22 protein-coding genes are annotated in these 23634 nt (G+C 69.4%); 8 read left to right on the forward strand and 14 right to left on the reverse strand.

Annotation, left to right across the window (positions count from 1 at the left end; translation table 11 throughout):
• The first annotated feature begins 50 nt into the window (after nucleotides 1-50).
• Together B5F79_RS03690 and B5F79_RS03695 are read left to right on the forward strand one after the other, a co-directional pair.
• Nucleotides 51-401 carry a hypothetical protein gene (locus B5F79_RS03690; protein ID WP_087217624.1) on the forward strand — a complete coding sequence of 117 codons (351 nt, stop codon included), beginning with the start codon at nucleotides 51-53 and terminating at the stop codon, nucleotides 399-401.
• Complete coding sequence (locus tag B5F79_RS03695) at nucleotides 401-610, forward strand: hypothetical protein (protein WP_087217627.1); 210 nt, start codon at nucleotides 401-403, stop codon at nucleotides 608-610. Before B5F79_RS03690 ends, B5F79_RS03695 begins: the two co-directional genes overlap by 1 nt.
• Before the next feature lie 306 nt (nucleotides 611-916).
• On the opposite strand, the gene B5F79_RS10965 is transcribed toward B5F79_RS03695, so the two are convergent.
• From B5F79_RS10965 to B5F79_RS03715, 5 genes are all read right to left on the reverse strand, one after another.
• Nucleotides 917-1063, reverse strand: a complete 147-nt coding sequence (locus B5F79_RS10965) for a hypothetical protein (protein ID WP_158094833.1) — start codon at nucleotides 1061-1063, stop codon at nucleotides 917-919.
• Nucleotides 1064-1084: 21 nt separating this feature from the next.
• On the reverse strand, nucleotides 1085-2863 hold the full coding sequence (locus tag B5F79_RS03700; RefSeq protein WP_087217629.1) for an ABC transporter ATP-binding protein: 1779 nt from the start codon (nucleotides 2861-2863) through the stop codon (nucleotides 1085-1087).
• Nucleotides 2860-4590 (reverse strand): ABC transporter ATP-binding protein, encoded by a 1731-nt coding sequence (locus B5F79_RS03705; RefSeq protein WP_087217632.1) that lies wholly within the window; start codon nucleotides 4588-4590, stop codon nucleotides 2860-2862. The genes B5F79_RS03700 and B5F79_RS03705 overlap by 4 nt, the downstream gene beginning before the upstream one ends.
• 591 nt (nucleotides 4591-5181) lie before the next feature.
• A complete protein-coding gene (locus tag B5F79_RS03710; RefSeq protein ID WP_206391015.1) occupies nucleotides 5182-7977 on the reverse strand; it encodes a molybdopterin-dependent oxidoreductase in 2796 nt (931 codons plus the stop codon).
• A gap of 3 nt (nucleotides 7978-7980) precedes the next feature.
• Nucleotides 7981-8793: an FAD binding domain-containing protein gene (locus B5F79_RS03715; protein ID WP_087217634.1), complete on the reverse strand. Its 813-nt coding sequence runs from the start codon at nucleotides 8791-8793 to the stop codon at nucleotides 7981-7983.
• A 366-nt stretch (nucleotides 8794-9159) separates the two neighbouring features.
• Here B5F79_RS03715 and B5F79_RS03720 point away from each other — a divergent pair, with 366 nt between their 5' ends.
• The 4 genes from B5F79_RS03720 to B5F79_RS03735 are packed head-to-tail and all read left to right on the forward strand — an operon-like array spanning nucleotide 9160 to nucleotide 12087.
• Nucleotides 9160-9984, forward strand: a complete 825-nt coding sequence (locus B5F79_RS03720; protein ID WP_087217636.1) for an ATP-binding cassette domain-containing protein — start codon at nucleotides 9160-9162, stop codon at nucleotides 9982-9984.
• Complete coding sequence (locus tag B5F79_RS03725; RefSeq protein ID WP_087217638.1) at nucleotides 9975-10820, forward strand: energy-coupling factor ABC transporter ATP-binding protein; 846 nt, start codon at nucleotides 9975-9977, stop codon at nucleotides 10818-10820. The genes B5F79_RS03720 and B5F79_RS03725 overlap by 10 nt, the downstream gene beginning before the upstream one ends.
• Nucleotides 10817-11548, forward strand: a complete 732-nt coding sequence (locus B5F79_RS03730) for an energy-coupling factor transporter transmembrane component T family protein (RefSeq protein ID WP_087217640.1) — start codon at nucleotides 10817-10819, stop codon at nucleotides 11546-11548. The genes B5F79_RS03725 and B5F79_RS03730 overlap by 4 nt, the downstream gene beginning before the upstream one ends.
• Nucleotides 11545-12087, forward strand: coding sequence for an ECF transporter S component (locus tag B5F79_RS03735; RefSeq protein ID WP_087217642.1), 543 nt, complete (start codon nucleotides 11545-11547; stop codon nucleotides 12085-12087). Before B5F79_RS03730 ends, B5F79_RS03735 begins: the two co-directional genes overlap by 4 nt.
• Before the next feature lie 226 nt (nucleotides 12088-12313).
• On the opposite strand, the gene B5F79_RS03740 is transcribed toward B5F79_RS03735, so the two are convergent.
• From B5F79_RS03740 to B5F79_RS03750, 3 genes are all read right to left on the reverse strand, one after another.
• Nucleotides 12314-13336, reverse strand: a complete 1023-nt coding sequence (locus B5F79_RS03740; RefSeq protein WP_087217644.1) for a dipeptidase — start codon at nucleotides 13334-13336, stop codon at nucleotides 12314-12316.
• 59 nt (nucleotides 13337-13395) lie between these two features.
• Nucleotides 13396-14598: an MFS transporter gene (locus B5F79_RS03745; protein WP_241147243.1), complete on the reverse strand. Its 1203-nt coding sequence runs from the start codon at nucleotides 14596-14598 to the stop codon at nucleotides 13396-13398.
• Nucleotides 14599-14871: 273 nt separating this feature from the next.
• Nucleotides 14872-15303 carry a hypothetical protein gene (locus B5F79_RS03750; protein ID WP_087217646.1) on the reverse strand — a complete coding sequence of 144 codons (432 nt, stop codon included), beginning with the start codon at nucleotides 15301-15303 and terminating at the stop codon, nucleotides 14872-14874.
• A gap of 135 nt (nucleotides 15304-15438) precedes the next feature.
• On the opposite strand from B5F79_RS03750, the gene B5F79_RS03755 reads away from it, so the two are divergent.
• Nucleotides 15439-16485: a D-alanine--D-alanine ligase family protein gene (locus B5F79_RS03755; protein WP_087217648.1), complete on the forward strand. Its 1047-nt coding sequence runs from the start codon at nucleotides 15439-15441 to the stop codon at nucleotides 16483-16485.
• Between the two features lie 35 nt (nucleotides 16486-16520).
• Nucleotides 16521-17765 (forward strand): glycoside hydrolase family 3 protein, encoded by a 1245-nt coding sequence (locus B5F79_RS03760; protein WP_087217650.1) that lies wholly within the window; start codon nucleotides 16521-16523, stop codon nucleotides 17763-17765.
• A gap of 143 nt (nucleotides 17766-17908) precedes the next feature.
• On the opposite strand, the gene B5F79_RS03765 is transcribed toward B5F79_RS03760, so the two are convergent.
• The 6 genes from B5F79_RS03765 to B5F79_RS03790 all read right to left on the reverse strand — a co-directional run bounded on the left by B5F79_RS03765 (nucleotide 17909) and on the right by B5F79_RS03790 (nucleotide 23575).
• Entirely contained in the window at nucleotides 17909-19819 is a 1911-nt protein-coding gene (locus tag B5F79_RS03765) for a heavy metal translocating P-type ATPase (protein WP_087217652.1), read from the reverse strand.
• Nucleotides 19820-19915: 96 nt separating this feature from the next.
• Nucleotides 19916-20134, reverse strand: a complete 219-nt coding sequence (locus B5F79_RS03770; RefSeq protein WP_087217654.1) for a cation transporter — start codon at nucleotides 20132-20134, stop codon at nucleotides 19916-19918.
• A gap of 29 nt (nucleotides 20135-20163) precedes the next feature.
• On the reverse strand, nucleotides 20164-20487 hold the full coding sequence (locus B5F79_RS03775) for an ArsR/SmtB family transcription factor (RefSeq protein ID WP_087217656.1): 324 nt from the start codon (nucleotides 20485-20487) through the stop codon (nucleotides 20164-20166).
• Nucleotides 20488-20611: 124 nt separating this feature from the next.
• Nucleotides 20612-21190: a xanthine phosphoribosyltransferase gene (locus tag B5F79_RS03780; RefSeq protein ID WP_087217658.1), complete on the reverse strand. Its 579-nt coding sequence runs from the start codon at nucleotides 21188-21190 to the stop codon at nucleotides 20612-20614.
• Between the two features lie 128 nt (nucleotides 21191-21318).
• A complete protein-coding gene (locus B5F79_RS03785; RefSeq protein WP_206391019.1) occupies nucleotides 21319-22287 on the reverse strand; it encodes a hypothetical protein in 969 nt (322 codons plus the stop codon).
• A 136-nt stretch (nucleotides 22288-22423) separates the two neighbouring features.
• Nucleotides 22424-23575, reverse strand: a complete 1152-nt coding sequence (locus tag B5F79_RS03790) for an aldo/keto reductase (protein WP_087217660.1) — start codon at nucleotides 23573-23575, stop codon at nucleotides 22424-22426.
• Nucleotides 23576-23634 lie beyond the last annotated feature (59 nt).

Consider the following 23634-nt stretch of genomic DNA (forward strand, 5'->3'; position numbering starts at 1 on the left):
GATTGTGTGAGAATGGGCAGAGACGATTGTCACACAGAAGAGGGGCCGCCATGCCCGTCGTCCACACCTACTGCAGCGCACCCATCTCCGAGTCCGCGCGCGAGGCGCTCAAGACCGCGTACGGAAGGGCCATCGAGGCCGTTCCCGGCAAGTCCGAGGCATGGCTCATGTGCCTCTTCGAGGGCTCGACGCCCATCTACTTCGCGGGGGACGACTCCGAGCCCTCCGCCTACGTCGAGGTGGGCGTCTTCGCGCGCTCCGAGGTTCCCGCCGCCGCGTGGGAGCGCTTCACCGAGGAGGTCACCCCCGCCATCTCTCGTGAGCTGGGCGTCGACCCCTCGCGCCTCTACATCAGCTACGGCTGGACGCCGAGCTTTGGCTGGAACGGGGCGAACTTCTGATGGAGGAGGGGCACCTGGGGGATGCGGAGCGCCTTGCGGCGTACGACGCCTTCGCGGAGGACGTGCGCGCCGAGCTGGCCGCCACGAAGGAGCGCATGGCCGAGCTCGCTGCCGCGGGCAAGGTGAAGACCGCGACCTATCGTCAGCTCTTTGCCGCGCGCGTGACCCTCAAGGAGATCGACGCGCGCCTCGCCGAGCGCGGACTGTAGGCTGGTCGCCTCCGCCTGCCTGCAATTTGGGCCTTCGGGTCAGTAACTTGGACCCCTCGCTGCAAAAGCTCGCTTCGGGTCAGTGGATTTCTGTCTCCACGAGACAAATAGATTTGATACTTGATACTATTTCCTGGCATGACATTGATATGCGTTTTTGGGAATATGCTGTGAGGGACTTATTTCCACCGTCCCGAAGCCGTGTTTTGCAGAGATACTCGGAAGCCACTGTCCCGAAGGCGTGAATTGCATTGATCCCTTCCGGTCGACTAGGGCGATTTCCTGAGAGACGGGGATTCCCGCCTGCTAGCGCCCCGCAGGGCCGAGGCAGCGCTCGAGGCCGGCTGAGGAAAGGCGCGCGCCCAACGAGGCGCGCTCGCGAAGCGCCTCCTCGTCGAGGGGCTGCTCGCCCATGACGGCGTCGTCGTAGAAGCGGTAGAACCCGGCGCTCACGAAGCGCAGCGCGTCCCCGGCCTACTCCGCCGGAGCGAACTGCGCCTCGTAGATCCTCTTGTAGCGGCCGCCCGCGGCGAGCAGCTCGTCGTGCGTGCCGCGCTCGGCGATGCGGCCGTCCGCCACCACGCAGATGAGGTCGGCGTCGCGCACGGTGGAGAGGCGGTGCGCCACCACGAAGCTCGTGCGGCCCTCCATGAGGCGGGCGAGCGCCCGCTGCACCAGCAGCTCGGTGCGCGTGTCGATGTTGCTCGTGGCCTCGTCCAGGATGAGCATGGCCGGGCGCGCCAGGACCACGCGCGCGATGCACAGGAGCTGCCGCTGCCCAGCGGAGAGCGAGGCGGAGCCGTCCAGGACGGTGTCGTAGCCCTGTGGCAGGCGCATGATGAAGTCATCTGCGTAGGCCTCGCGGCAGGCCGCGCGCACCTCGTCCAGGGTCGCGTCCCGGCGGCCCAGGGACACGTTCTCGCGCACGGTGGCGCGGCGAACCCAGGTGTCCTGCAGCACCATGCCCCAGCCCGCGCGCAGGCTCTCGCGCGTCCAGTCGCGCACGTCGCGCCCGGCGACCACGACGGACCCACCGGCCACGTCGTAGAAGCGCATGAGCAGGTTGATGAGGGTGGTCTTGCCGCAGCCCGTCTCGCCCACGAGGGCGATGCGCATGCCGGGGCGCACGGCGAGGTCCACGTCGCGCAGCACCAGGCGGTCGGCGTCGTATCCAAAGGCGACGTGGCGGAACTCGACGTCGCCGCGCGGGGCGGACAGCGTGGCGGCCTCGGCGGCATCGGGCACCTCGGCGGGCTCGTCCATGAGGGCGAAGAGGCGGCGTGCGCAGGCGACCGAGTTCTGCAGCTCGGTGGCGACGCCGGAGATGTCGTTGAAGGGCTTGGCGTACTGGTCCGCGTAGCCCAGGAAGGCGGAGAGGCCGCCCACGGTGATGCCGCCGGACATGGCGACGAACGCGCCAAAGATGCCGATCGCCGCGTACACGAGGGCGTTGGCAAAGCGCGTGGTGGGGTTCACCAGGGACGAGAAGAACACCGCCTTGAAGCTCTCCTGGCCAAGGGCGGCGTCCGTCTTGGCAAAGCGGGCGTGCACGCTCTCCTGCACCTCGAAGGTCTCCACGGCGGAGATGCCGCCCACCATCTCCTCGACGTAGGCGGTGAGCTCGCCGCGCAGGCGCGTCTGGCCCGAGAAGTGCTTGGCGCTGTGCGTCGCGATGAAGCGCGCCGTGAAGATGGAGACGGGCGTGAGCAGCGCCACGACCGCGGCGATCGCCGGGTTGAGCGCAAACATGAAGACGAGTGTCACCACGATGGTGAGCACGCCCACCGGCAGCTGCTGGAAGGCCATGAGCAGGCCGTTGGTGAGCATGTCGGCGTCCGTGACGATGCGGCTGGCAAGGTCCCCGTGGCCGTGCGCGTCAAGGTAGGAGAGGGGGAGCTCCTGCAGGTGGTCGAAGGCACGACGGCGAAGCTCGAGCGAGGCCCCGAAGGCCAGGCGGTTGGTGACGGCGGTGAGCGCCCACTGGCAGGCGGCCGTGAGCGCGAGTGCCAGCGCTATGAGCGCGAGGGTGCCCTGGAGTCCCGCGAAGTCCACCTCGCCCGGGCCCACCACGCAGTCGACGGCGCGTCCGGAGAGCACGGGGAGCGAGAGCGTCCCCACCACCACGGCAACCGTGAGCAGCGCCGCGAGCGCAACCTTGCCGCGCTGGGCAGAGAAGAGCCCCAGCACGCGGCGCACCGTGTCGTCCCCGCCGGCGTGGGGGGCCGTGTCGGCCCGAAGGTCCTTCTCGCTCATCGCGCCACCTCCTCTGCGGTGAGCTGCGACTCGCAGATCTCCCGGTAGACCGGGCACGTGTCGAGCAGCTCCTCGTGCGTTCCCAGGCCCACCTGGCGCCCGCCGTCAAGAACGAGGACCTGGTTGGCCTGGCGGACGGTGGTGACGCGCTGGGAGATCATGATCACGGCCGCGTCCGCACAGTCGCGGCGGATGGCGCGGCGCAGGGCGGCGTCGGTGGCGAAGTCGAGTGCGGAGGAGGCGTCGTCCAGCACGAGGACGCCCGGTCTCCTGGCGAGGGTGCGCGCGACGGCGAGGCGCTGGCGCTGGCCGCCGGAGAAGTTGCGGCCGAACTGCTCGACCTCCGCCTCGAGGCCGCCGTCCTTGCCGTCCACCACGCCCGCGGCCTGTGCGGTCTCGAGCGCGGCGCGCAGGTCGCCCTCGGTGGCGTTCGGTCCGCCCCAGCGCAGGTTGGAGGCTATCGTGCCCGAGAAGAGCGTGGCGCCCTGCTCCACGAGCGAGACCGCGCGGCGCAGGCTCGAGCGCGTGAGGTCGCGCACGTCGGAGCCTCCCACGCGGACGGAGCCCTCCGTGACGTCGTAGAAGCGCATGGCAAGGCTCGCGAGCGTGGACTTGCCCGAGCCGGTGCCGCCGATGACGCCGAGGGTCTGCCCGGGCATGAGCGAGAAGCTCACGTGGTCGAGCGCGTGCCCGGCGCCGCCGGGGTAGGTGAAGCTCACGTCGTCGAAGGCGATGGCGGGCTCCCCGGGAAGGAGGGCGGCCTCGTGGGAGCCGTCAGTCATGGACGGGGCGGTCTCGAAGACCTCGTTTACGCGCCGGGCGCAGGCCGAGGCCTTGGAGAGCAGCATGATGAGGTTCGTGAGCTTGAGGAGCTCCACGAGCGCCTGGCTCACGTAGCTCACGAGGGCGACGAGCTGGCCCTGCGTGAGGTGCCCGACGTTCACCTGACCGCCGCCCACCCACAGGAGGGCGATGAGGCCGCAGTTGATGGCGGCGTACGTGAGCGGGTTCACGAGGGCGGAGATGTCGCCGGTGGTGACCTGCCGCGCGCGCACGGCGTCGGCCGCCTGGGCAAAGGTGGCGCGCTCGGAGTCCTCGCGGCGGAAGGCCCGCAGCACGCGCACGCCCTCGAGGTTCTCCGCCACCCGGAGCTGGACCTCGTCGAGCCCGCGCTGGATCTGGCGGTAGCGCTCGGTGGTCACGCGCATGAAGCCCATGACGATGGCGCCCGAGACGAGCACCGCCGCCAGGAGCGCCGCACCCTCCACGCCGTCCACCAGAAACGCGGCCACGACGGTGCCAAAGGTGACGAAGGGGGAGCGCAGGATGAGCCTGAAGAACATGTTGAGGCCGTCCTGCACCTGCTGGGAGTCGTTGGTGATGCGGGTCACGAGACTCGCGCGCCCGATGCGCTCCACGTCCTCGCGCGAGAGCTCGAGCACGTGGCGGAAGAGGTCGTCGCGCATGGCGGTTCCAAACGCGGAGGCGAGGCGCGAGCAGAAGTACTGCGCCGTGACCGAGATTACCCACGCGAAGACGCCCACGCCCACGAGCAGCGCGCCGTGCCAGAGCACGTATCCCGCATCGCGGTTGGCAATGCCGACGTCTATGACCTGCGCCATGACAAGGGGGACGAGGAGCTGCAGCAGCGCCTCCAGCCCCTTGAAGAGCGGGGCGAGCACGCACTCGGCGTAGTGCCCCGCAAGGTACCTTCTGAGCTTGAACATGCGGCCTCCGTTGGGTCTGCAACCCTTTCATTCTAGCGTGTGGGGCGCTCCGCACGTTCTTCTCGTCGTGCGGCATCCCATACGGGCGTGTCTGGTCGTGGGAGGGGGCGACCGTGGATGTGGACGAGCGGGCCCTGCCAGGCGCTCCGCGATGCGCAAAACCCCGGCGATTGGGCAGTGCGGGCAGGTTGCGTCCCCGGAAGGACCCTCCCGGCGGATTTGCCATGCGATTGGGCAACATCTTTGATATAGGAAGATTACGTAATCAAGTATGTTGCCCAATTGCCCTCTCAGACGGACGAGAGTGGGCGAGAAGAACAAGCGGGACGTTAATTTGAGCGCCGTGCCTTGCCGCACGGCAGCGAAGGCATCAAAGGTATTGCCCAATCGCCGCGGATTTTCGCGGGGTGTCGGCGCGCTCCGTCAGGCTCCGTCGTGCCCGGGGCCGTTCCGTGCCCTACCCGCTGTTCCGTTGAGGGCCGGGTCGGCGGGGCGACGTGCCAAGGTTTCACGGCAGAAAGGGCTCGCCCGAGGCCGCGCTGACGAGCGGCCTCGGGCGAGCCGGAGAGAGGTCGAGCGAGATGGGTGCGGCTACTCCTCCGCGAGCACCTTGCTCGGGGTGATGGGCAGGTCGCGCACGTAGCGGCCCGTGGCGTGCGCCACCGCGCTCATGACCGCGGGGGAGGGCGTGTTGATGACGACCTCGCCGATGGACTTGGCGCCGAAGGGGCCGGTGGGCTCGAAGCTGGGCATGAACTCCACGCGGGGCTCGGGCACGTCCATGCGGGTGGGCAGCTTGTAGGTCATGAAGCTGCCCGTGCGCAGGTTGCCGCGCTCGTCGCGCGAGACGTCCTCGGTGAGCGCCATGCCGATGCCCTGGGCGATGCCGCCCTCGGCCTGCACGCGCGCGAGCGCCGGGTTGATGACGGTGCCGCAGTCCACGACGGCCGCGTAGTCGGTGACCGTGACCTTGCCCGTGGCCTTGTCGACCTCCACCTCGGCGACGCCTGCCATGTAGGGCGGCGGGGAGGTGGGCTGGGCGTTGGTGCCGTGGCCCTCGAGCATGCCCGGGTGCAGGCCAAAGCCGATGAGCTTGTTGGCCAGCGCGGCGACGGTCATCTCCTGCTCGGTGCCGTCCTCGGCGACGCAGCGCACGGACTCGCCGTCGAACTCCACGTCCTTCTCGTCCACGCCAAAGACGCGGGCCGCCTGCTCGCGGATCTGGCGCTTGAGGTCCTCGGCCGCGCGAACGACGGCGCCGCCGGTGGTGTAGGTGCCCGAGGAGGCGTAGGCGCCGGTGTCGAAGGGGGAGGTGTCGGTGTCCACGCCCTTGGTGACGATGCGGTCGACGTCGCAGCCCAGGGCCTCGGCGGCCATCTGGGCGAGGATCGTGTCCGCGCCGGTGCCCACGTCCGTGGCGCCGATGGAGAGCACGTAGAAGCCGTCATCCTCGAGTCGGATGTCAACGTTGGCGATGTCCACCATCGCGATGCCGGAGCCCTGCATCGTGAGGGCGCAGCCGATGCCGCGCACGCGGTCGCCGAGGTCCTCGCTGAGGGGCCGGTCGCGCCAGCCCACCATGTCCATCGCGCGCTCGAGGCACTCGTCCAGGCGGCAGCTGTAGAGGTGCTCGTCGTTCAGCTGCCAGAGGGTCTCGCCGGGCTTCACCAGGTTCTTGAGGCGCAGCTCGCACGGATCCATGCCCAGCTCATCGGCCATCTCGTTGACGGCGGACTCCACGGCGAAGCAGCCCTGCGTCGCGCCGTAGCCGCGGTACGCGCCGCCCGGCGTGGTGTTGGTGTAGACCACGTCGTAGGAGAAGCGGCTGGCCGTGGCGTGGTTGTAGACGGGCAGCGCCTTGCCGCCCACGAGCGTGACCGTGGTGGTGCCGTGGTAGCCGTAGGCGCCGGCGTTGGAGAGGGCGTAGAGGTCGATGGCCTCGATCGTGCCGTCGCGCCGCGCGCCCATGCGGACCTTGAGGACCATCTCGTGGCGCGTGTTGGAGCAGCACATGGTCTCCTCGCGCGTGTAGGTGCACACGCACGGCCGGCCGGTCTTCAGCGCGGCGAAGGCGGCGAAGGGCTCGTTGCAGCCGCTCTGCTTGGCGCCAAAGCCTCCGCCCACGCGCGGCTTGATGACGCGCACCTGGGACTTGGGGATGCCGAGGGCGTTTGCCACCTGGCGGCGGATGTGGAAGGGCACCTGCGTGGAGCTCACCACGGTGAGGCGGCCGAAGGCGTCGGTGTAGGCGAAGGATCGGAACGTCTCCATCATGGACTGCTGCGTGGCCTGCGTGCGGTAGGTGCGCTCGATGACCACGTCGGAGGCGGCGAAGGCGGCCTCGAGGTCCCCGTGGACGCGCTCGCCGTGCGCCACGAGGTTGCGCGCCGGGTCGCCGGACTTGTCCCCGCCGTAGGTCCAGTCGTCCTCGTCGTGGATGACGGTGGCGTTGTCCAGCGCCTCCTCCACGTCCACGATGGCGGGGAGCTGCTCATAGGTGACCTTCACGGCCTTCACGCCCGCGGCGGCCGCGGCCTCGGTCTCTGCCACGACCATGGCCACCTCGTCGCCCACGTAGCGCACGTGGCGGTCGAGAAGGACGGTGTCGTAGGGGCTCGGCTCGAGGAAGGACTGGCCGGCCAGGGTGAAGCGGTTGTGCGGCACGTCGTCCGGGCCAAAGACCGCCACGACGCCCGGGACCTCGAGCGCGCGGCTCTTGTCGACGTCCGTGACGATGGCGTTGGCATGGCGGCTGCGCACGAGCTTCACCACGAGGGCGCCCTCGGGCGCGAGGTCGGCGGTGTAGACGGGCGCGCCGGCGAGAAGCGCCCCGGAGTCCTTCTTGGCCACCGGGCGGGCGATCTCGCGGTGCTCGGTGCCGGACTCGGTGGTGGCGTCCGCGGGCACCTCGCGCGGCGGCAGCTCGCCGCCGTTCGCGTGGCGAGCGAGGAAGCGGCGGATCGCGCGCATCTGGCTCGCGTAGCCGGAGCAGCGGCAGAGGTTGCCGGAGAGGTAGCGGCGCACGGTCTCGTCGTCCGCGCCCGGGTGGGCGGCGTCGAGCGCGAGCACGGCCATCTCCAGGCCGGGAGCGCAGAATCCGCACTGCTCGGCGCCCTCCTCGGCGAGGCACTGGGCCAGGAGCTCGCGGCGGCCGTCGCGCATGCCCTCGAGCGTGGTGACCTCGCGGCCGTCGGCGCGCGCCATCATGACGGAGCAGGAGAGCACGGGCTCGCCGTCAAGGAGCACGGTGCAGAGTCCGCAGTTGGAGGTCTCGCAGGCGCACTTCACGGACTTGTAGCCGTGCGCGCGGCAGAAGTCGAAGAGCGTCATGTCCGGGCGGACGTCCTCCGAGAGCGCCACGCCGTTCAAGGTGAGGTTGACGAGCATCGTTTACGCCTCCTTCTTGGCGCGGGGCTTCGCGGTCGCGCGCTCCACGGCGCGACGGACGAGGACGGGGGCCACCTTGCGGCGCCACTCGGCGGTCCCGCGCAGGTCGTCCCCAAAGTCCAGGCTCTCGGCGAGCTCGCACGTGGCGTCGAGCTCGGCGGGGGAGAAGTCGCGGCGCAGCGGGATGCGCTCGCCGCCGGTGATGAGCGTCGCCTTCTTGGGGCGGGCTCCCACCGTGACGTGCCAGGAGCCCTGCCAGCAGGCCGCCGCCGCGTTGAGCGCGGAGAAGTCCGTGGCCGCGTTGCGCACGGACTCGAAGGCGGCCTGGTAGCGGTGCTTGCGCACGACGATGTGGGTGAGGACGTCGTTTCTCGCCCCGCGCTCCACGAAGGGGATGATGGGCATGACGCCCGCCCCCTCGAGCACGACCTCGGTGTCGAGGGCCAGCAGGGCGCAGACGATGTCCGAGAAGCCCATGCGCGCGTAGAGCGAGCCGCCCACGGTGGCGAGGTTGCGGAACTGCGTGCCCACGATGTCGCGTACGGCCTCGGTGAAGATGCCGCAGGTCGACGCCGCAAAGCCCTCGTGGTTCTCCAGCTGGCCGAGGGTCACCATCGCGCCGATGCGCCACGCGTCCTCGGTCTCCTCGATCTTGTCGAGCCCGCAGCGGGAGAGGTCGATCCCCAGCGGCGAGGTGCGGTCGGCGAGGCGCAGCCACATCATGCCGCCGATCACCGTGGCCATGCGGTTCTCCTGAAGGAGCTCGTACGCCTGGCGCGTGGTGCCGGGGCGGACGTACTTCTCGAAGGTGAGCACGTGTCCTCCTCTTTGTGTTGTGGCGGGAACCTCTCAATGATACCGCAGGTATCGGGCATCGTCTTCAAACGCGTTATCCTTTTGGGAGCGCAACGCCGCCGGACGTCCGACGCGCCTCGCGGGCGTCTTCTGGCGCGCCTCGCGGGCGTCTTCTGGCGCGCCTCGCCCGGCAATGTACAGAAATCTCGGAGCTCCCTGGGCGCCAACTGGGGGAACGCCAGGCGAACTCCGGGTTTTCTGTACATTGCCGAGAGGGACGCCCCCGGAGACCCGCCGGACGGTGGCCTCCGCATCCCCGCGTCGGGGCGGTCGCGTTGCGGGTAGAATGGGTGACCGTTTGTGCTGACGCAAGCGAGAGGGGGCGAGATGGGCGAGATGGCCGTTGAGGCGCGCGGGGTCTGCCACGCGTACGTGCCCGGCAGGCAGGACCTGCGCGACGTCTCGCTCGATGTCGCCCCCGGCGAGCTCGTGGCAATAGTGGGCGAGAACGGCTCCGGAAAGACCACGCTCGCCCGTCACATCAACGCGCTCATCCCCCTGCAGGAGGGTGAGATCAGGGTGTTTGGCCTCGACGTCTCCGACCCCGCGCTCGTGTGGGAGGTGCGCCGTACCTGCGGCATGGTGTTCCAGAACCCGGAGAACCAGTTCGTCTCCTCGGTGGTGGGAGAGGACGTGGCCTTTGGCCCCCTCAACTTCGGCGCGGCCGAGAAGGACGCGCGCGCCGCGGCCGCGGCCGCCCTCGCCGCCGTGGGCCTTCCTGGCTTCGAGCGGCGCGATGTCCACGGGCTCTCCGGCGGGCAGCAGCAGCGCGTGGCGCTCGCGGGCGTGCTCGCCTCGGGCCCGCGCGTCATCGTCCTGGACGAGGCCACCTCGATGATCGACCCGCGCGGCAGAGACGAGCTCATGGCGGCCGTCTCCCGCGTCCGCCGCGAGCGCGGGACCACCGTCGTCTGGGTCACGCACGACATGGAGCTCGCCGCCCGGGCGGACCGCGTGGTGGTCATGCGCGCGGGCGAGGTAGCGGCGGCGGGCGCCCCGGAAGACGTGCTCGCGGACGAGGCGCTGCTGGAGGGCGCGGGCCTGGAGCCCCCGCTCGTGGTGCGCGCCTGGCACGAGCTCGAGCGCGCCGGGGCGGTCCGCGGGCCCGCGCCCGTCACGGTGGAGGGGCTGGTGAGCGCGCTGTGCGGCTGACGCTCGAGGGCATACGCCTCACCTACGAGGGGCCGGCGGGGGAGCGCGTGGCGGCGCTCGACGACGTCTCGCTCGAGGTGTCCGGCGGGGTGACGGGCCTCATGGGCCAGACGGGCTCGGGCAAGACCACGCTCCTCGAGGTCATGGCCGGCGTGACCCGCCCGGACGCGGGCCGCATGCTCGTTGACGGGGCGGAAGCCTCCCACGGGGCCGGCGCCCGCGCGATCGCCTCCTCGGTGGGGCTCGTCTTCCAGATTCCCGAGCGGCAGTTCTTCGAGCCCACGGTGGCAGACGAGCTCGCGTTTGGCCTGCTCGCCCGCGGCGCCTCGGGAAAGGAGGCCCGCGAGCGGTCGGCGCACGCACTCTCCCTCATGGGCCTCTCCCTGGACGAGCTGGGCAGGCGCTCTCCCTTCGCCCTCTCGGGCGGGCAGCAGCGTCGCGTGGCCGTTGCGTCGGTCCTCGCCACGCGGCCGGGACTCCTCCTTCTGGACGAGCCCACCGCGGGGCTCGACCCGCGCGCCCGCGACGCGTGCCTCGCCGCCGTGGCGGCCGCGGCGCGGGAGGGCGCCACGGTGGTGATGGCGAGCCACGACGCCAACGCCCTCGCCTCCGTGGCGGACCGCGTGGTGTGCCTCGACGCCGGGCGCGTGACGCTCGACGGGCCCGCGCGGGAGCTCCTCGGCAACGCCGCCCTCATGCGCGACCACGGCCTCGAGGCGGCGTGCGCCGCACGCGCCGCCGCGGCGCTCAGGCGCTCCGGCGTTGCCGTGGAGGGGAACCCGCTCACGGCGGAGGAGCTCGCCCGGGCCGTCCTTCGGGGGAGGGGGCTCGCATGAGGGGGGTCTCCGGATACGTCTGGGCGGACTCGCCCCTGCACCGCATGGGCGCCGGTGCCAAGCTCGCAGGTCTTGTCGCCTGCGTGGCGCTCGTGGTGCTGGCCTCCTCGCCCCTGGAGCTCCTCCTGGTCTGCGCGCTCGTGGCCGCGCTCGTGGCGCTCTCGCGCGTGGGATGGCGCTCGGCCGCGCGCTCCGCGTGGGGCCTCAGGTGGTTCCTCCTTGCGGTGCTCGTCATGAACGCGTTCTTCTTCGGCGCAGAGGACCCCGTCATCTCGGTTGGTCCCGCGCACCTCACGGTTGCCGGCGCCGCCCAGGGCGTTCGCGTGGTGGTGCGCACGCTGCTCGTGGTGGTGCTGGGGACCCTCCTCACCGCGACCACGCGCCCGCAGGAGCTCATCGACGGCGTGCGCGCGCTGCTGCGGCCGCTCGCCCGCGTGGGATTTCCCGCGGAGGCCGCGGCGCTCGCCGTTGGAGTGACCGTGCAGTTTGTGCCCACGCTGCTCCGCGAGAGCCGCCAGCTCATGAGGGCGCAGACAATACGTTGCGGAACCGTCGTCTCTCATGCTATTATGCGACGCGCCGTCAGTTATATGCGGCTGCTCGTTCCTATATTCGTGTCCGCGATCCGTCGCGCCGACGAGCTCTCCGTCGCGATGGAGGCGCGCGGGTACCGTCTGCCCCCGTCCCGGCGCGCCGCCGACGGGGGAGAAAGGGAGATGCACGCATGAGTCAGGTCAAGAGAATCGTCATCGCCGCGGTGTGCGCCGCGCTCTGCATCGTGCTGCCGATGGCGTTCCACTCCATCCCCAACGCGGGCGCCACGTGGCTGCCCATGCACATCCCGGTGATGATTTCCGGGCTCGTGGCCGGGCCCGTGGCGGGTGCCGTGACGGGTCTTCTGGGTCCCGTGCTCTCCGGCCTCCTCACCGGCATGCCGGCCGCCCCGATGCTGCCGCCCATGACCTGCGAGCTCTTCACCTACGGCCTGGTCTCGGGCCTGCTCTCCAGGTTCGTGCGCACGGGCAGCGTCACCCGCGACCTCTACGTCGCGCTCATCGGCGCCATGCTCGCCGGCCGCGTGGTGAACGGCGTCCTGCGCGCGCTGATCTTCTCGCCGGGCGCCTACTCGCTCGAGGCGTGGGTCGCCGCGTCCTTTGTCACGAGCCTCGTGGGCATCGTGCTGCAGCTTGCCGTGGTCGTGCCCATCGTGGTGTCGCTCGAGCGCGCCGGACTCGTTCCGCCCCGCTACCCCGAGAAGGACGCGTAGGCGCGAAAGCGCGCCAAGCCTGTGCGTCGAACCTCTCGCTTTGAGGCGGGAGTGCGACCCAGGGGGCACCTGATGCCCGCACATGACAACAGGTTCCGTGAGAGACCCCGCACTCCCGCGCCGTGACTTGTCAGAATGCCCGCACCTGGCGGCCGCACATATGAGTGCGGCCGCTTTCTCTTCAAATGCCGAGAAGTGCCATCAGCCGAGGGTGCCGAACGCCGCCCTACCCGCGCGCGTAGCGCTCGAAGAACGAGAGCGCGTTCTCCGCGCAGAGCTTCCTCGTCACGGTCCCGCCAAAGCGCGCCACGAGAAGGTCCTGGAAGGCGGGGAGGGTCTGCGCGCCGTCGAGGAAGGCGGGGACGTCCGTGCCGTCGAAGTCCGAGCCCAGCGCCACGACGTCCTCGCCGCCGAGGTCGAGCCAGTGCTCGACGTGCGCGGCCACCTCGTCGAAGGCGATGCTGCGCCCGCGCTCGCCCTCGGCGCCCTCCACGAGGAAGCCGCAGCAGTAGTTGAGGCCCACGATGCCGCCGCGGTCGCGAATCTCGCGGAACTGGTCGTCCGTGAGGTTCCTGCGGTGGGCGCACACGGCGCGCGAGTTGGAGTGGCTCGCCACGAAGGGGCGTCGAGCTCGGGCCGCAACGTCGGCGAAGCCCTCGTCGTTGAGGTGGGAGACGTCGAGCACGACGCCCGCGCGCTCCATCTGGGCGAGGACGTCCGCGCCAAGGCTCGAGAGGCCCGCGTGGGAGTCGTGGCCGCTCGCGAGGGGGCCCGCCGCGTTCCAGGTGAGCGATGCCATGAGGAGGCCGCGCTCCGCGAGGCGCTCCACGAGGCCGGGGTCGGCGGCAAAGAGCCGCGCGTTCTCGATGGTCCTCACCGCCACGAAGCGGCCGGCGTCGAGGGCGGGCCTGATGTCCGCCGCGCCCCGGGCAAGGGTCACCGAGCCCGCGTTCTTCTCGGCCTCCCGCTCGACGCAGGAGAAGACGTGGTCACAGAAGGCGACCGCCTGCTCGGGCGAGAGCTCGTCAAGGATGAAGCACGCCATGCACTGGGCCCACGGGGTGTCGCCCACGCGCTCGAGCGAGACGTGGCAGTGGTTGCGGGCGAGCTCGGCGCAGCCCGCGGGGTCGGCCTCGTCCTCCGGGCCATAGAACTCGAGGCCCGTCGCGGCGCGCAGCTCGGCGGGAAGCGAGCGCCACGCCAGGCGGTCGGCGGTGTCGCAGTGCAGGTCGAAGACGGGAAGTGCCATGGGTGCCCCTTTCTTGGTCTGACGCGGGGCACAGTCTAGCACGCTCGCGGCCGCACGGGTCAGGCCGCGGCCCTCTCCAGCATGGCTCCGAGCCGCGCCACGCAGAACGCCGCGCCCGCAGCGGCGACGATGCCTCCGACCACACCCACGAGCCCGATGCCGGGACCGTCGCAGACGAGGCCGCCCACGACCGACCCCAGGCCTATGCCCACGTTGAAGAGGCCCGAGAAGATGGACATGGCCACGGCCGACGCGCCCTCGGGGGTCACGCGGATGATCTCTGCCTGGGCGGCCACGTTGTAGGCGGTGGCGCTGACGCCCCAGAGGGCGCAGACGACAAAGGGGCCGGCGGCGAGCCCGGCGAGGGGCGCGAGGGCGAGAAGCGCCGCGGTGATGCCCACCATGGTGGCAGAGAGGAACGCGCGTCGGTGCGCGTCGAAGAGGCGGGCGAAGAGCCAGCTGCCCGCGAGCCCCGCCACGCCAAAGACCGTGAGCGCCACGGTGACGAGCTCGCTTGGGACGTGGGCGACCTGCTGCAGGAAGGGCTCGATGTAGCTGTAGGCGGTGTAGTAGCCGCACGAGAAGAGGATGGTGGCCAGATAGATGCCCAGAAGCGGGCGGTTGCTCCCGAGCTCGGGGAGGCGGGCGAGCGTGAAGGGCTCTCCCTTGGGGAGGCGCGGGAAGAGGGCGAGAAGCCCGACGAGCGCCACGAGGCCCATGGCGCAGACGCAGGCGAACGTCATGCGCCAGCCAAGCGCGAGGCCGAGGGCGCGCCCGAGGGGGAGGCCAAAGATCATGGCCACGGAGGTGCCCGTGACGATCATGGACATGGCGAGGGAGGCGTGCTCCGGGGCGACGAGGCGCACGGCGAAGGGGGAGGCAACGGACCAGAAGACCGCGTGCGAGGCGGCGACCACAAGGCGCGCGAGCACGAGCAGCTCGAAGGTGGGGGCAACGGCGGAGGCGACCTGACCTGCGCAGAAGAGGGCGAGCACCGTGGTGATGAGCCCCTTGGGCGGAATGCGGCTCGCCGCGATCATGAGCGGCAGGGAAAGGGCCGCGACCGCCCAGGCATAGACGGAGATCATCAGCCCCGCGCCGGACTCGGAGAGGCCGAAGGCCCCCGCGATGTCCGTGAGGAGCCCAATGGGCACGAACTCCGACGTGTTGAGGAGAAACGCGGAGAGCGTGAGCGCCAGGAGTGGCAGGAGCTCGCGCGCGGGCATCGCTGCCCGGTGCGGGGCGGGGGTGGGGGAGGTCACGGTGCTTCCTCTCTGGCAGGTCGGGTCGCGCAGACTATAGCGCAAAGACACTGAGGTCTGATAGTCCTATTGGGGTATATCGCATGCGAATCAGCATGTATTTCGCCGAAAGACGCAAAGTTGATGCACAAAAGGGGACGTGCCGGTTGCATGTTTGGGGACGTGCCTGAAACGTGCAGAATGTTGCACGTTTCAGGCACGTCCCCAAATGTGCAAATCGGGCGCCGTCCCGTGGGGGCGACGCCCGAGGCAGTCGTTCTTCTCGACTGATGCCTAGCGCTCGGCCTGCTCCTTGATCTTGCCGGAGAGCACGAAGCACGCGATGGCGAAGACGAGCGAGACGACGTACAGGACGGTGTCGGTGCTCACGCCGTCGAGCGCCACGCCGAGCAGCATGCCAATCACGGCGAAGATCACGGCGACGAGGCTCATGACGCGGAAGGGGCCGATCTTGCGCGGCGTGTTCGCGCCGCGGATGCCCGCGAAGGCGTAGATGAGGTAGAAGATGCCGGACACGATGCCCCAGATGCCGAAGATGATCGACCACGCCTGGAGGTTGAAGTCGATTCCGCCGACCGCCACGGTGTCGGCGGGGTCGAGCAGGGACATCCCGGCGAGCATGATGCCGCCGAAGACGAGAAACGCGATGGCGTCGAGGACGTACAGGAAGCAGATGATCTTGAGGAGCTTGCGCTCTTTTGACATGGGTTCCTCCTTGGCGAGGACGGGCGCGGGACCCCGCGCTCCGCAGGGTTTCAACTGACGGAATAACTATACAGCGAAGCCCGGCGCGGGCCCCCTATAATGAGCTGTTGCGCAAATTACGACGAGAGGCACGGCATGACCAGGGTCGCACTTCTGTTTGGCGGCGTCTCGACCGAGCACGACATCTCCTGCAAGTCCGCGGACAACGTGATCAAGGCCCTGGGCGGTCGCTTTGACCTCGTTCTCGTGGGCATCACGCGGGAGGGGCGGTGGCTTCGCTACTCCGGTGACCCGTCCGAGGTGACGGGCGACTGGGAGGGCCACGACTGCGCGCCCGTTGCCGTGGTGCCCGGCGGAGGGCTCGCGGAGCTCTCCTCGGACGGCACGGTGCGTCCACTTTCCGTTGACGTCGCGCTGCCCGTCCTCCACGGACAGGGCGGCGAGGACGGCACGGTGCAGGGGACGCTCGAGGTCGCCGGCGTGCCCTACGTGGGCTGCGGCGTCATGGCCAGCGCAATTTGCATGGACAAGGACGCGTCGCACCGCCTTGCGGCGTCAGCCGGGGTGAGGTCCCCGCGCTGCGAGGTGCTCTGGCGCGGATGCTCCGCCGATGAGCGTGCCGCCGCGGCAGAGGCCTGCGGAGGCTTTCCCGTGTTCGTCAAGCCCGCGCGCGGGGGCTCCTCCATCGGCGTCTCCCGAGCGGCGGACCAGGAGGCCTACGACGCCGCCGTCGACGCCGCCTTCGAGCTCGACGAGAAGGTCGCGGTGGAGGAGGCCATCACCGGCGTGGAGGTGGGCTGCGCCATCGTGGGCGACGCCGTGCGCGGGACCTGGATGGGCGAGCCCGACGAGATCGTGGTGTCCGGCGACGGCTTCTTCAGGATCCACCTGGAGAAGGACCCAGGCGCCAACACGGAGCTGCGCTGCCCCGCCGCCCTGCCCGATGACGTGATGGGGCGCGTGCGCGCCGCCGGCACGGCGGTCTACGAGGCGCTGGGCTGCGAGGGCCTCGCCCGCGTGGACCTCTTCGTCACGCCCGAGGGGGAGGTCGTCTTCAACGAGGTCAACTCCATGCCCGGGCTCACGTACTACTCGCGCTTCCCGCAGATGATGCGCGTCGCCGGCCACGAGCTCGGGGACGTGCTCGCGGGGCTGATCGAGGATCGTCTGGGGCGCGCCTAGCAGCGCTCCCTCACCATTACGCTAAGGAGAAGAACATGCAGAGAACCCCCAACATCACCCGTCGCGGCGCCGTTGCCTCCGCCGGCGCATGCCTCGCCCTTGCCCTGGGCGCGTGCTCGAGCCCCGATGCCGCCCAGGACCAGACCGACGAGAGGGGGGAGACGGGCACTGTGAGCGACCGCGCGCCGGAGGGGGACGAGCCCCAGGCGAGCGAGGAGCCCGAGGAGGCCGTCTCCGAGGTCGACAGGATCGTCTCCGGAATGACGCTCGAGCAGAAGGTCGCCCAGCTCTTCGTCGTGCGGCCGGAGGCCATCACGGGCGTGGAGACCGCCGTCGCGGCGGGGGAGACCACCCGCCAGGCCCTTCTCGACATGCCGGTGGGCGGCATCGTCTACTTTGCCGCGAACCTCGTCGACTCCGATCAGACGCGCGAGATGCTGCGCAACACCGCGGCCTACTCCGAGGAGGCGAGCGGCCTTCCCATCTTCCTCTGCGTGGACGAGGAGGGCGGCACGGTCTCGCGCGTGGGTGGGAGCTCCGGCTTTGGCGTGGACAACGTGGGCAACATGTGCGACGTGGGCGCCACCGGGGACACCGACTACGCTCGCGAGGTGGCCAAGCACATTGGCACCTATCTTCAGTACCTGGGCTTCAACGTCGACTTTGCCCCGGACGCGGACATCGCCAACAACCCCGAGAGCGACACGATGCGCCTGCGCTCCTTCGGCTCCACCGCCGACGTCGTGGCGCCGATGGTCGAGGCGCAGGTGGAGGGCTTTGCCGAGGCGGGCGTGCTCTGCTCCGCCAAGCACTTCCCCGGCATCGGCGGCGCGATGGGGGACTCGCACGACGGCCGCATCTACTCCGAGAAGACCCTCGACGAGATTCGCGCCGAGGAGCTCAGGCCCTTCCAGGCCGCCATCGAGGCGGACGTTCCCTTCATCATGGTGGGCCACCTCTCCATGCCCACCATCACCGGTGACGGCGACCCCGCGACGATCTCCAGCGAGATCATCACCGACCTCCTTCGAAACGAGCTCGGCTACCAGGGCATCATCATCACCGACTCCATGGCCATGGGTGCCGCGCTCGAGTCGCTGACCCTGGACCGCCTTGGCGTGGCGCCGCTTCTCGCCGGTGCCGACATGGTGCTCATGCCCGAGGACCTCCAGGCTGCGTACCAGGGTGTCCTCGACGCCGTGGCAGCCGGCGAGCTCACCGAGGAGCGGATCGACGACTCCGTGCGCCGTGTCGTGAGGACCAAGCTCGAGCGTCTGTGACGGGGTTACGGGCCTGCCGGTTGGGGAGAAGAACGCCCCCTCCCGCCAATGTACAGAAAAGTCGGACTTTCCCGCGCGATTTCCCTGATGGGCGCCGGGGAAGTCCGACTTTTCTGTACATTGGCGGGAGGGGGCTGAGGCCCCTAGTTCTTCTCGACGCGCATGCAGCGCATGGCGTTGAGGATGGCGATCATCGCCACGCCCACGTCGCCGAAGACCGCGAGCCACATGTTGGCGATGCCCACGGCGGCGAGCGCGAGGATGAGGAGCTTCACGCCCAGTGCGAAGACGATGTTCTGCCACACGATGCGCATCGTCTTTCTCGCCACGCGCATGGCCTGCGCGATCTTGGAGGGACGGTCGTCCATGAGGACGACGTCCGCGGCCTCGATGGCGGCGTCCGAGCCCATCGCGCCCATGGCGATGCCCACGTCTGCGCGGGTGAGGACGGGGGCGTCGTTGATGCCGTCGCCCACGAAGGCGAGCCTCCCGCCGTCCTTCTCGCCCGCGAGCAGCCGCTCGACCTCGGCGACCTTGTCCTGGGGGAGGAGCTGCGCGCGCACCTCGTCGATGCCCAGGCGTGCGGCCACGGCTTCCGCAACGTCCTGGCGGTCGCCGGTCAGCATGACGCAGCGGTGAACGCCGGCGGCGTGAAGGTCGGTGATGGCCTGTGCGGCGTCATCCTTCACCACGTCCGCGATCACGATGTGGCCCACGTAGGCTCCGTCAACCGTGACGTGCAGGATCGTGCCCGTGAGGTCGCAGTCGTGCCAGCTGGCGCCGTGCTCCGCCATGAGCTTGTCGTTGCCCACCATGACCAGGTGCTCGTTCACGCGCGCGGAGACACCGTGCCCCGATTCCTCGCGCGCCCCCGCGATCTTCTCGCGGTCGATCTCGCCGGAATAGGCGGCGCGGACGGATATGGCGATGGGGTGGTCAGAGAAGGACTCGGCGTGCGCGGCCATCGAGAGCACGTAGTCCGGGTCCACGCCGGCCTCGGGATGAACGGCGACCACGTTGAAGGTGCCGCTCGTGAGCGTGCCGGTCTTGTCGAAGACCACGGTGTCAACGTGGGCGAGGAGCTCGAGGTAGTTGGAGCCCTTGACGAGGATGCCCAGGCGCGACGCGCCCCCGATGCCGCCGAAGAAGGAGAGCGGCACGGAGATTACGAGCGCGCACGGGCAGCTCACGACGAGGAAGGTGAGGCCGCGGAGGATCCAGTCGGACCAGGCTCCCATGCCGGCGAGCGGCGGTATCACGGCGAGCGCGAGCGCCGAGAGCGTGACGACGGGCGTGTAGACGCGGGCGAAGCGGGTGATGAAGTTCTCCGTGCGGGCCTTCTTCTCGCTTGCGTTCTCCACGAGCTCGAGGATGCGGGAGACGGTGGACTCCCCGAAGGGCTTGGTCGTGCGCACGCGCAGGACGCCGGTCATGTTGACGCAGCCGGAGATGACGTCTGCTCCCGTCTCCACGTGACGCGGGACGGACTCGCCGGTGAGCGCGGCGGTGTCGAGCTGGGAGACACCATCTGTGACCACGCCGTCGATGGGCACGCGCTCGCCGGGCTTGATCACGATGACGGTGCCGGGGGCGACCTCGGCGGGGTCGACCTGCTCGAGCTCGCCGTTCCTCTCGACGTTGGCGTAGTCCGGGGCGATGTCCATCATGGCCGCGATGGACTTCCTGCTCTGGCCGACGGCGTAGCTCTGGAAGAGCTCGCCCACCTGGTAGAAGAGCATGACCGCGGCGCCCTCGGCCATGTGGGGCTCGGTCTCGGGGAAGAGGACCATCGCGAAGGCGCCCAGCGACGCGACCGACATGAGGAAGGCCTCGTCGAAGGGGTCTCCGAGGCGGATGTTGCGCGCCGCCTCGAGCAGGGTCTTGTATCCCGCGATGAGGTAGGGGACGAGGAAGAGCGCGAAGCTGGCATAGACGTCTCCCGGCGTGCCGAAGGCGCTGGCGAGAAGCCCCGTCTCCTCCACGACCATCACGGCCGCGAAGATGACGAGCGCGATGATGATGCGGTTGCGCCACTTGATTTGCTTCTTGTTCACGACGGCTCCTCTGCAAATTGGGTCTGCAAATTGGGGACAGTCCCCATTTCACATAAAACTTTTCTGCAAATTGGGGACTGTCCCCAATTTGCAGACCTAGCGGACGATCTCGCAGTCGGGCTCGATTTTGGCGGCGAGGGCCACCACGCGGTCCAGCACGTCGTCGAAGCGGTCATCGGGGGCGGTGAGCGTGAGCTTCTGGGTCATGAAGTTGACCTTTGCGTCGTCCACGCCGTCGACCTTCTTGATGGCGTCCTCGAGCTTGAGCGCGCAGTTGGCACAATCGATCTCGTCGAGCTTGAATGACTTGCGCATGGCGTTTCCTTTCCCGCGGGCTCCGCCCGCTACTCGCAGATGTGGGACATGCCCTGGTTGAGCATCGTGTAGACGTGGTCGTCGGCGAGGGAGTAGACGACGTTTCGCCCGTCTCTCTGGAACTTCACGAGCCGCGCCTGCTTGAGGGTGCGCAGCTGGTGGGAGACGGCGCTCTGCGTGCTCCCGGTCTGCTCGGCGATGTCTGCGACGCAGAGCTCGCGGCCCATGAGGGCAAAGAGGATCTTGATGCGTGTGGTGTCGCTGAAGACCTTGAAGAGGTCGGCGAGGTCGTAGAGCAGCTCCTCGTCCGGCATCTCGTCGGGCGTCTCCCCAACGGTCAGCTTCTCCGCCATGTTCGCTCCTTCCAAATGAGCATATGAACACGTGCTCATATATTACCTACGGATGATTATATGAGCATGTGTTCATATGTCAAGGGAGAATTCCGCAGAACGGAGAAGAGGGGGGGGGACTGGCCTACGCGAACTCGATCTCGCCGGTCTCGGCGTTCATGGACTTCACCACTGCGAGGGACTCCACCTGGTAGCCGCGGCGGCGCAGCTCGTCGCCCCCGGGCTGGAAGCCCTTCTCGATGGCGATGCCGATGCCCTCCACGATGACGCCCGCCTCGTCGCAGATCTCGAGCAGGCCGTTCATCGCGCAGCCCATGGCCATGAAGTCGTCGATGATGAGCACGTGCTCGCCGGGGGAGAGGAAGCGCTTGGCAACGATGACCTGGTACTCGCGTCCCTTGGTGTAGCTCGTGATGTTGGTGCGGTACTGGTCCCCGTCCATGTTCTTGGACTCGGTCTTGCGCGCGAAGACCACCGGGACCCCGCCGAAGTGCGTCGCGGCGACGCAGGCGATGCCGATGCCGGAGGCCTCGATGGTGAGGATCTTGTCGATGCGCTTGCCGGCGAAGAGGCGCGCCCACTCGGCGCCCATGTGGTCGTAGAGGGCCACGTCGCACTGGTGGTTGAGGAAGTTGTCGACCTTGAGGACGTTTCCCTCGCGTACGATGCCGTCCCGACGGATGCGATCCTCAAGCTCCTGCATGTGCGTGCCCTCCCTCGCGCGTGTTATGTCCCAACCATTATGCACGCGCGCAGGAGGTTTTGGCAGCTCGTCCGAAAACTCGCTGAAATCGGGGAGGGGTGCGCGGTGTCGCGCGGCGGCGTCTGGGGCTATCGCGCCTTGCGGCCGAAGAAGGGGAGCCTGGGCAGACGCCCGCGGAAGGGGCTCACGAAGTCCTCCTCGCCGATCTGCTCGGCGGCCTCCACCTCGGGGGGCACCGTCTGGACAACGCCGTTGGGGACGTCTGCCACGGGCATGTCGGTTATGTCCGGCACGACGGTGGCGACGGAGCGCTCCTCGCCGGCCGCCGTCGCCACCGCCTCGGCCTTCTCGCGGTAGCGGACCATCATGTCGCGCTGGAGCTCGGTGACGCTGGGGGGCGCCCAGATGAGGGCGTTCGCGCCGGAGGCGATGGTGGTCGCGGCGGTCTCGTCGTCGCGCCCGCCGGTGGCGATGATGGGGAGCGCGGGGAAGGCGGCGCGAAGCTCCGCGATGACCTCGGGGGTGCGGCGCCCGGCGGCGACGTTGATGATGCGCGCGCCCGCCTGGACCTTCTCGGCGGCCTCGTTGTCGAAGCGCGTGATCGTGGCGACCACGGGGATGTCCACGGTGGAGACCACCTGGCTCACCATCTCGGGGGTGGCGGGGGAGTTGAGCACCACGCCGGCAGCGCCCTGCATCTCCGAGACGGCGGCGAGCTCGGCGGCGCGCCTGCCGGTGGTGGTGCCGCCGCCCACGCCCACGAAGAGCGGGGCCTCGGCCACCGTGAGCAGCGCCTGCGTGATGGCGGGCTGCGCGGTGAAGGGGTAGACGGCAAAGATCGCGTCCGCGTTCGAGTTGCGGATGGCGGCGACGTCGGTGGAGTAGAGCAGGGTGCGGATGCGACGCCCGAAGAGCGTGAAGCCGGAGCACCCCTCGTAGTTCTCGGGCACGCGCAGCGGCGCCTTGCGCAGGCGGCCCTCGATGGGCATGGGGCCGTCAGCGGCGGGCACGAGGTCGTGCGCGCCGCCAGCGGGAAAGATGCCGGGCTTGATGACCTGCTCGGAGGCCTGTCTGGTCGTGCTCTCAGGGTCGTGCATGGGGCCTCCTCGACATGTCGTTTCGAATGTGTGGTCGATCGGAACTTTCAGCCACTACCGTATTCCCCGTGAACGCGTTACGTATTCACGGGGAGCGGGAACGTGACAGGCTGGTAAGAATGGGCTGACGCGGCGCTTACTCCTCGGCCTCGAACTCCGCCGCCACCCCGCGCAGGAGCTCGCGGATGGGCAGGTGCTGCGGGCAGGCGCGCTCGCAGGCGCCGCAGCCGATGCACTCCGAGGCCAGTCCGTGCCCGTGACCGGTGTGGACCGCCTTGTAGTAGAAGCCGGCCGAGTCCTCGCCGTAGGCGCGCTTGGCGTTGAGGCAGGAGAAGACGTCGGGGATGTTGATCTTCTTGGGGCAGCCGTCCACGCAGTAGCGGCAGGCGGTGCACTCGATTGCGTTCTGGCCGCGCAGGATCTGCGTGACGCGGGCGACGGCCTCGCGCTCGGCGGGGGAGAGCGGGACGAGCGGCGAGAAGGTCGACACGTTCTCGGCGATCATCTCGGGCGTGCCCATGCCGGAGAGCACCATCTCAACGCCGGGGAGCCCGGCGGCGAAGCGCAGGGCGTAGCTCGCGGGGGAGCCGGGCCCGGCGGCGGCGAGGACGTCGCGCGCCTCGTCGGGCAGGTTGACCAGCCGTCCGCCCTTGACGGGCTCCATCACGATGACGGGCTTGCCGTGCGCGGCGGCCACCTCGCAGCACTCGCGGCTCTGGATGACGCCGTTCTCCCAGTCGAGATAGTTGACCTGCAGCTGGACGAACTCGACGTCGGGGTGGTCGGTCAGGATGCGGTCGAGGAACGCGGCGTTGCTGTGGAACGAGAAGCCCACGTGGCGCACGAGCCCCGCGTCGCGCGCGGCAAAGGCCTCGTCGTAGGCGCCGCAGCGCTGGTACTTCTCGTAGTTGCCCATGCCCTGGGAGTGCATGAGGTAGAAGTCGAAGTGGTCCACGCCGCAGGCGCGCAGCTGGTCCTCGATGAGCGGGCGGATGTCCTCGCGGCGCTCGAAGTTGCCGGGGGAGAGCTTGTCCGCGAGGAGGAACTCGTCACGGTCGTGGCGGGAGGCGAGCGCCGCCGCGACGGCGGGCTCCGAGTTGCCGGAGTGATAGGGGCGCGCGGTGTCGAAGTAGTTGAGCCCTCCGTCGATGAAGGCGTCGACCATCTGCGAGAACGTGGCGATGTCGACGCTCTTGTCCTCGTTCACGGGCAGGCGCATGCAGCCAAAGCCGAGCTTGCCGCGCGCGGCCTCGAAGGGCGCGGCGTGCGTGGTCGTGGTGTCGCTCATGAGATCCCCTCTCGATCGTCGTGTCTGGTGGACATTCTACGCCGCCGCCTGCACGAAAC

Source organism: Olsenella sp. An285 (assembly GCF_002159625.1).
Classification (GTDB): domain Bacteria; phylum Actinomycetota; class Coriobacteriia; order Coriobacteriales; family Atopobiaceae; genus Thermophilibacter; species Thermophilibacter avicola.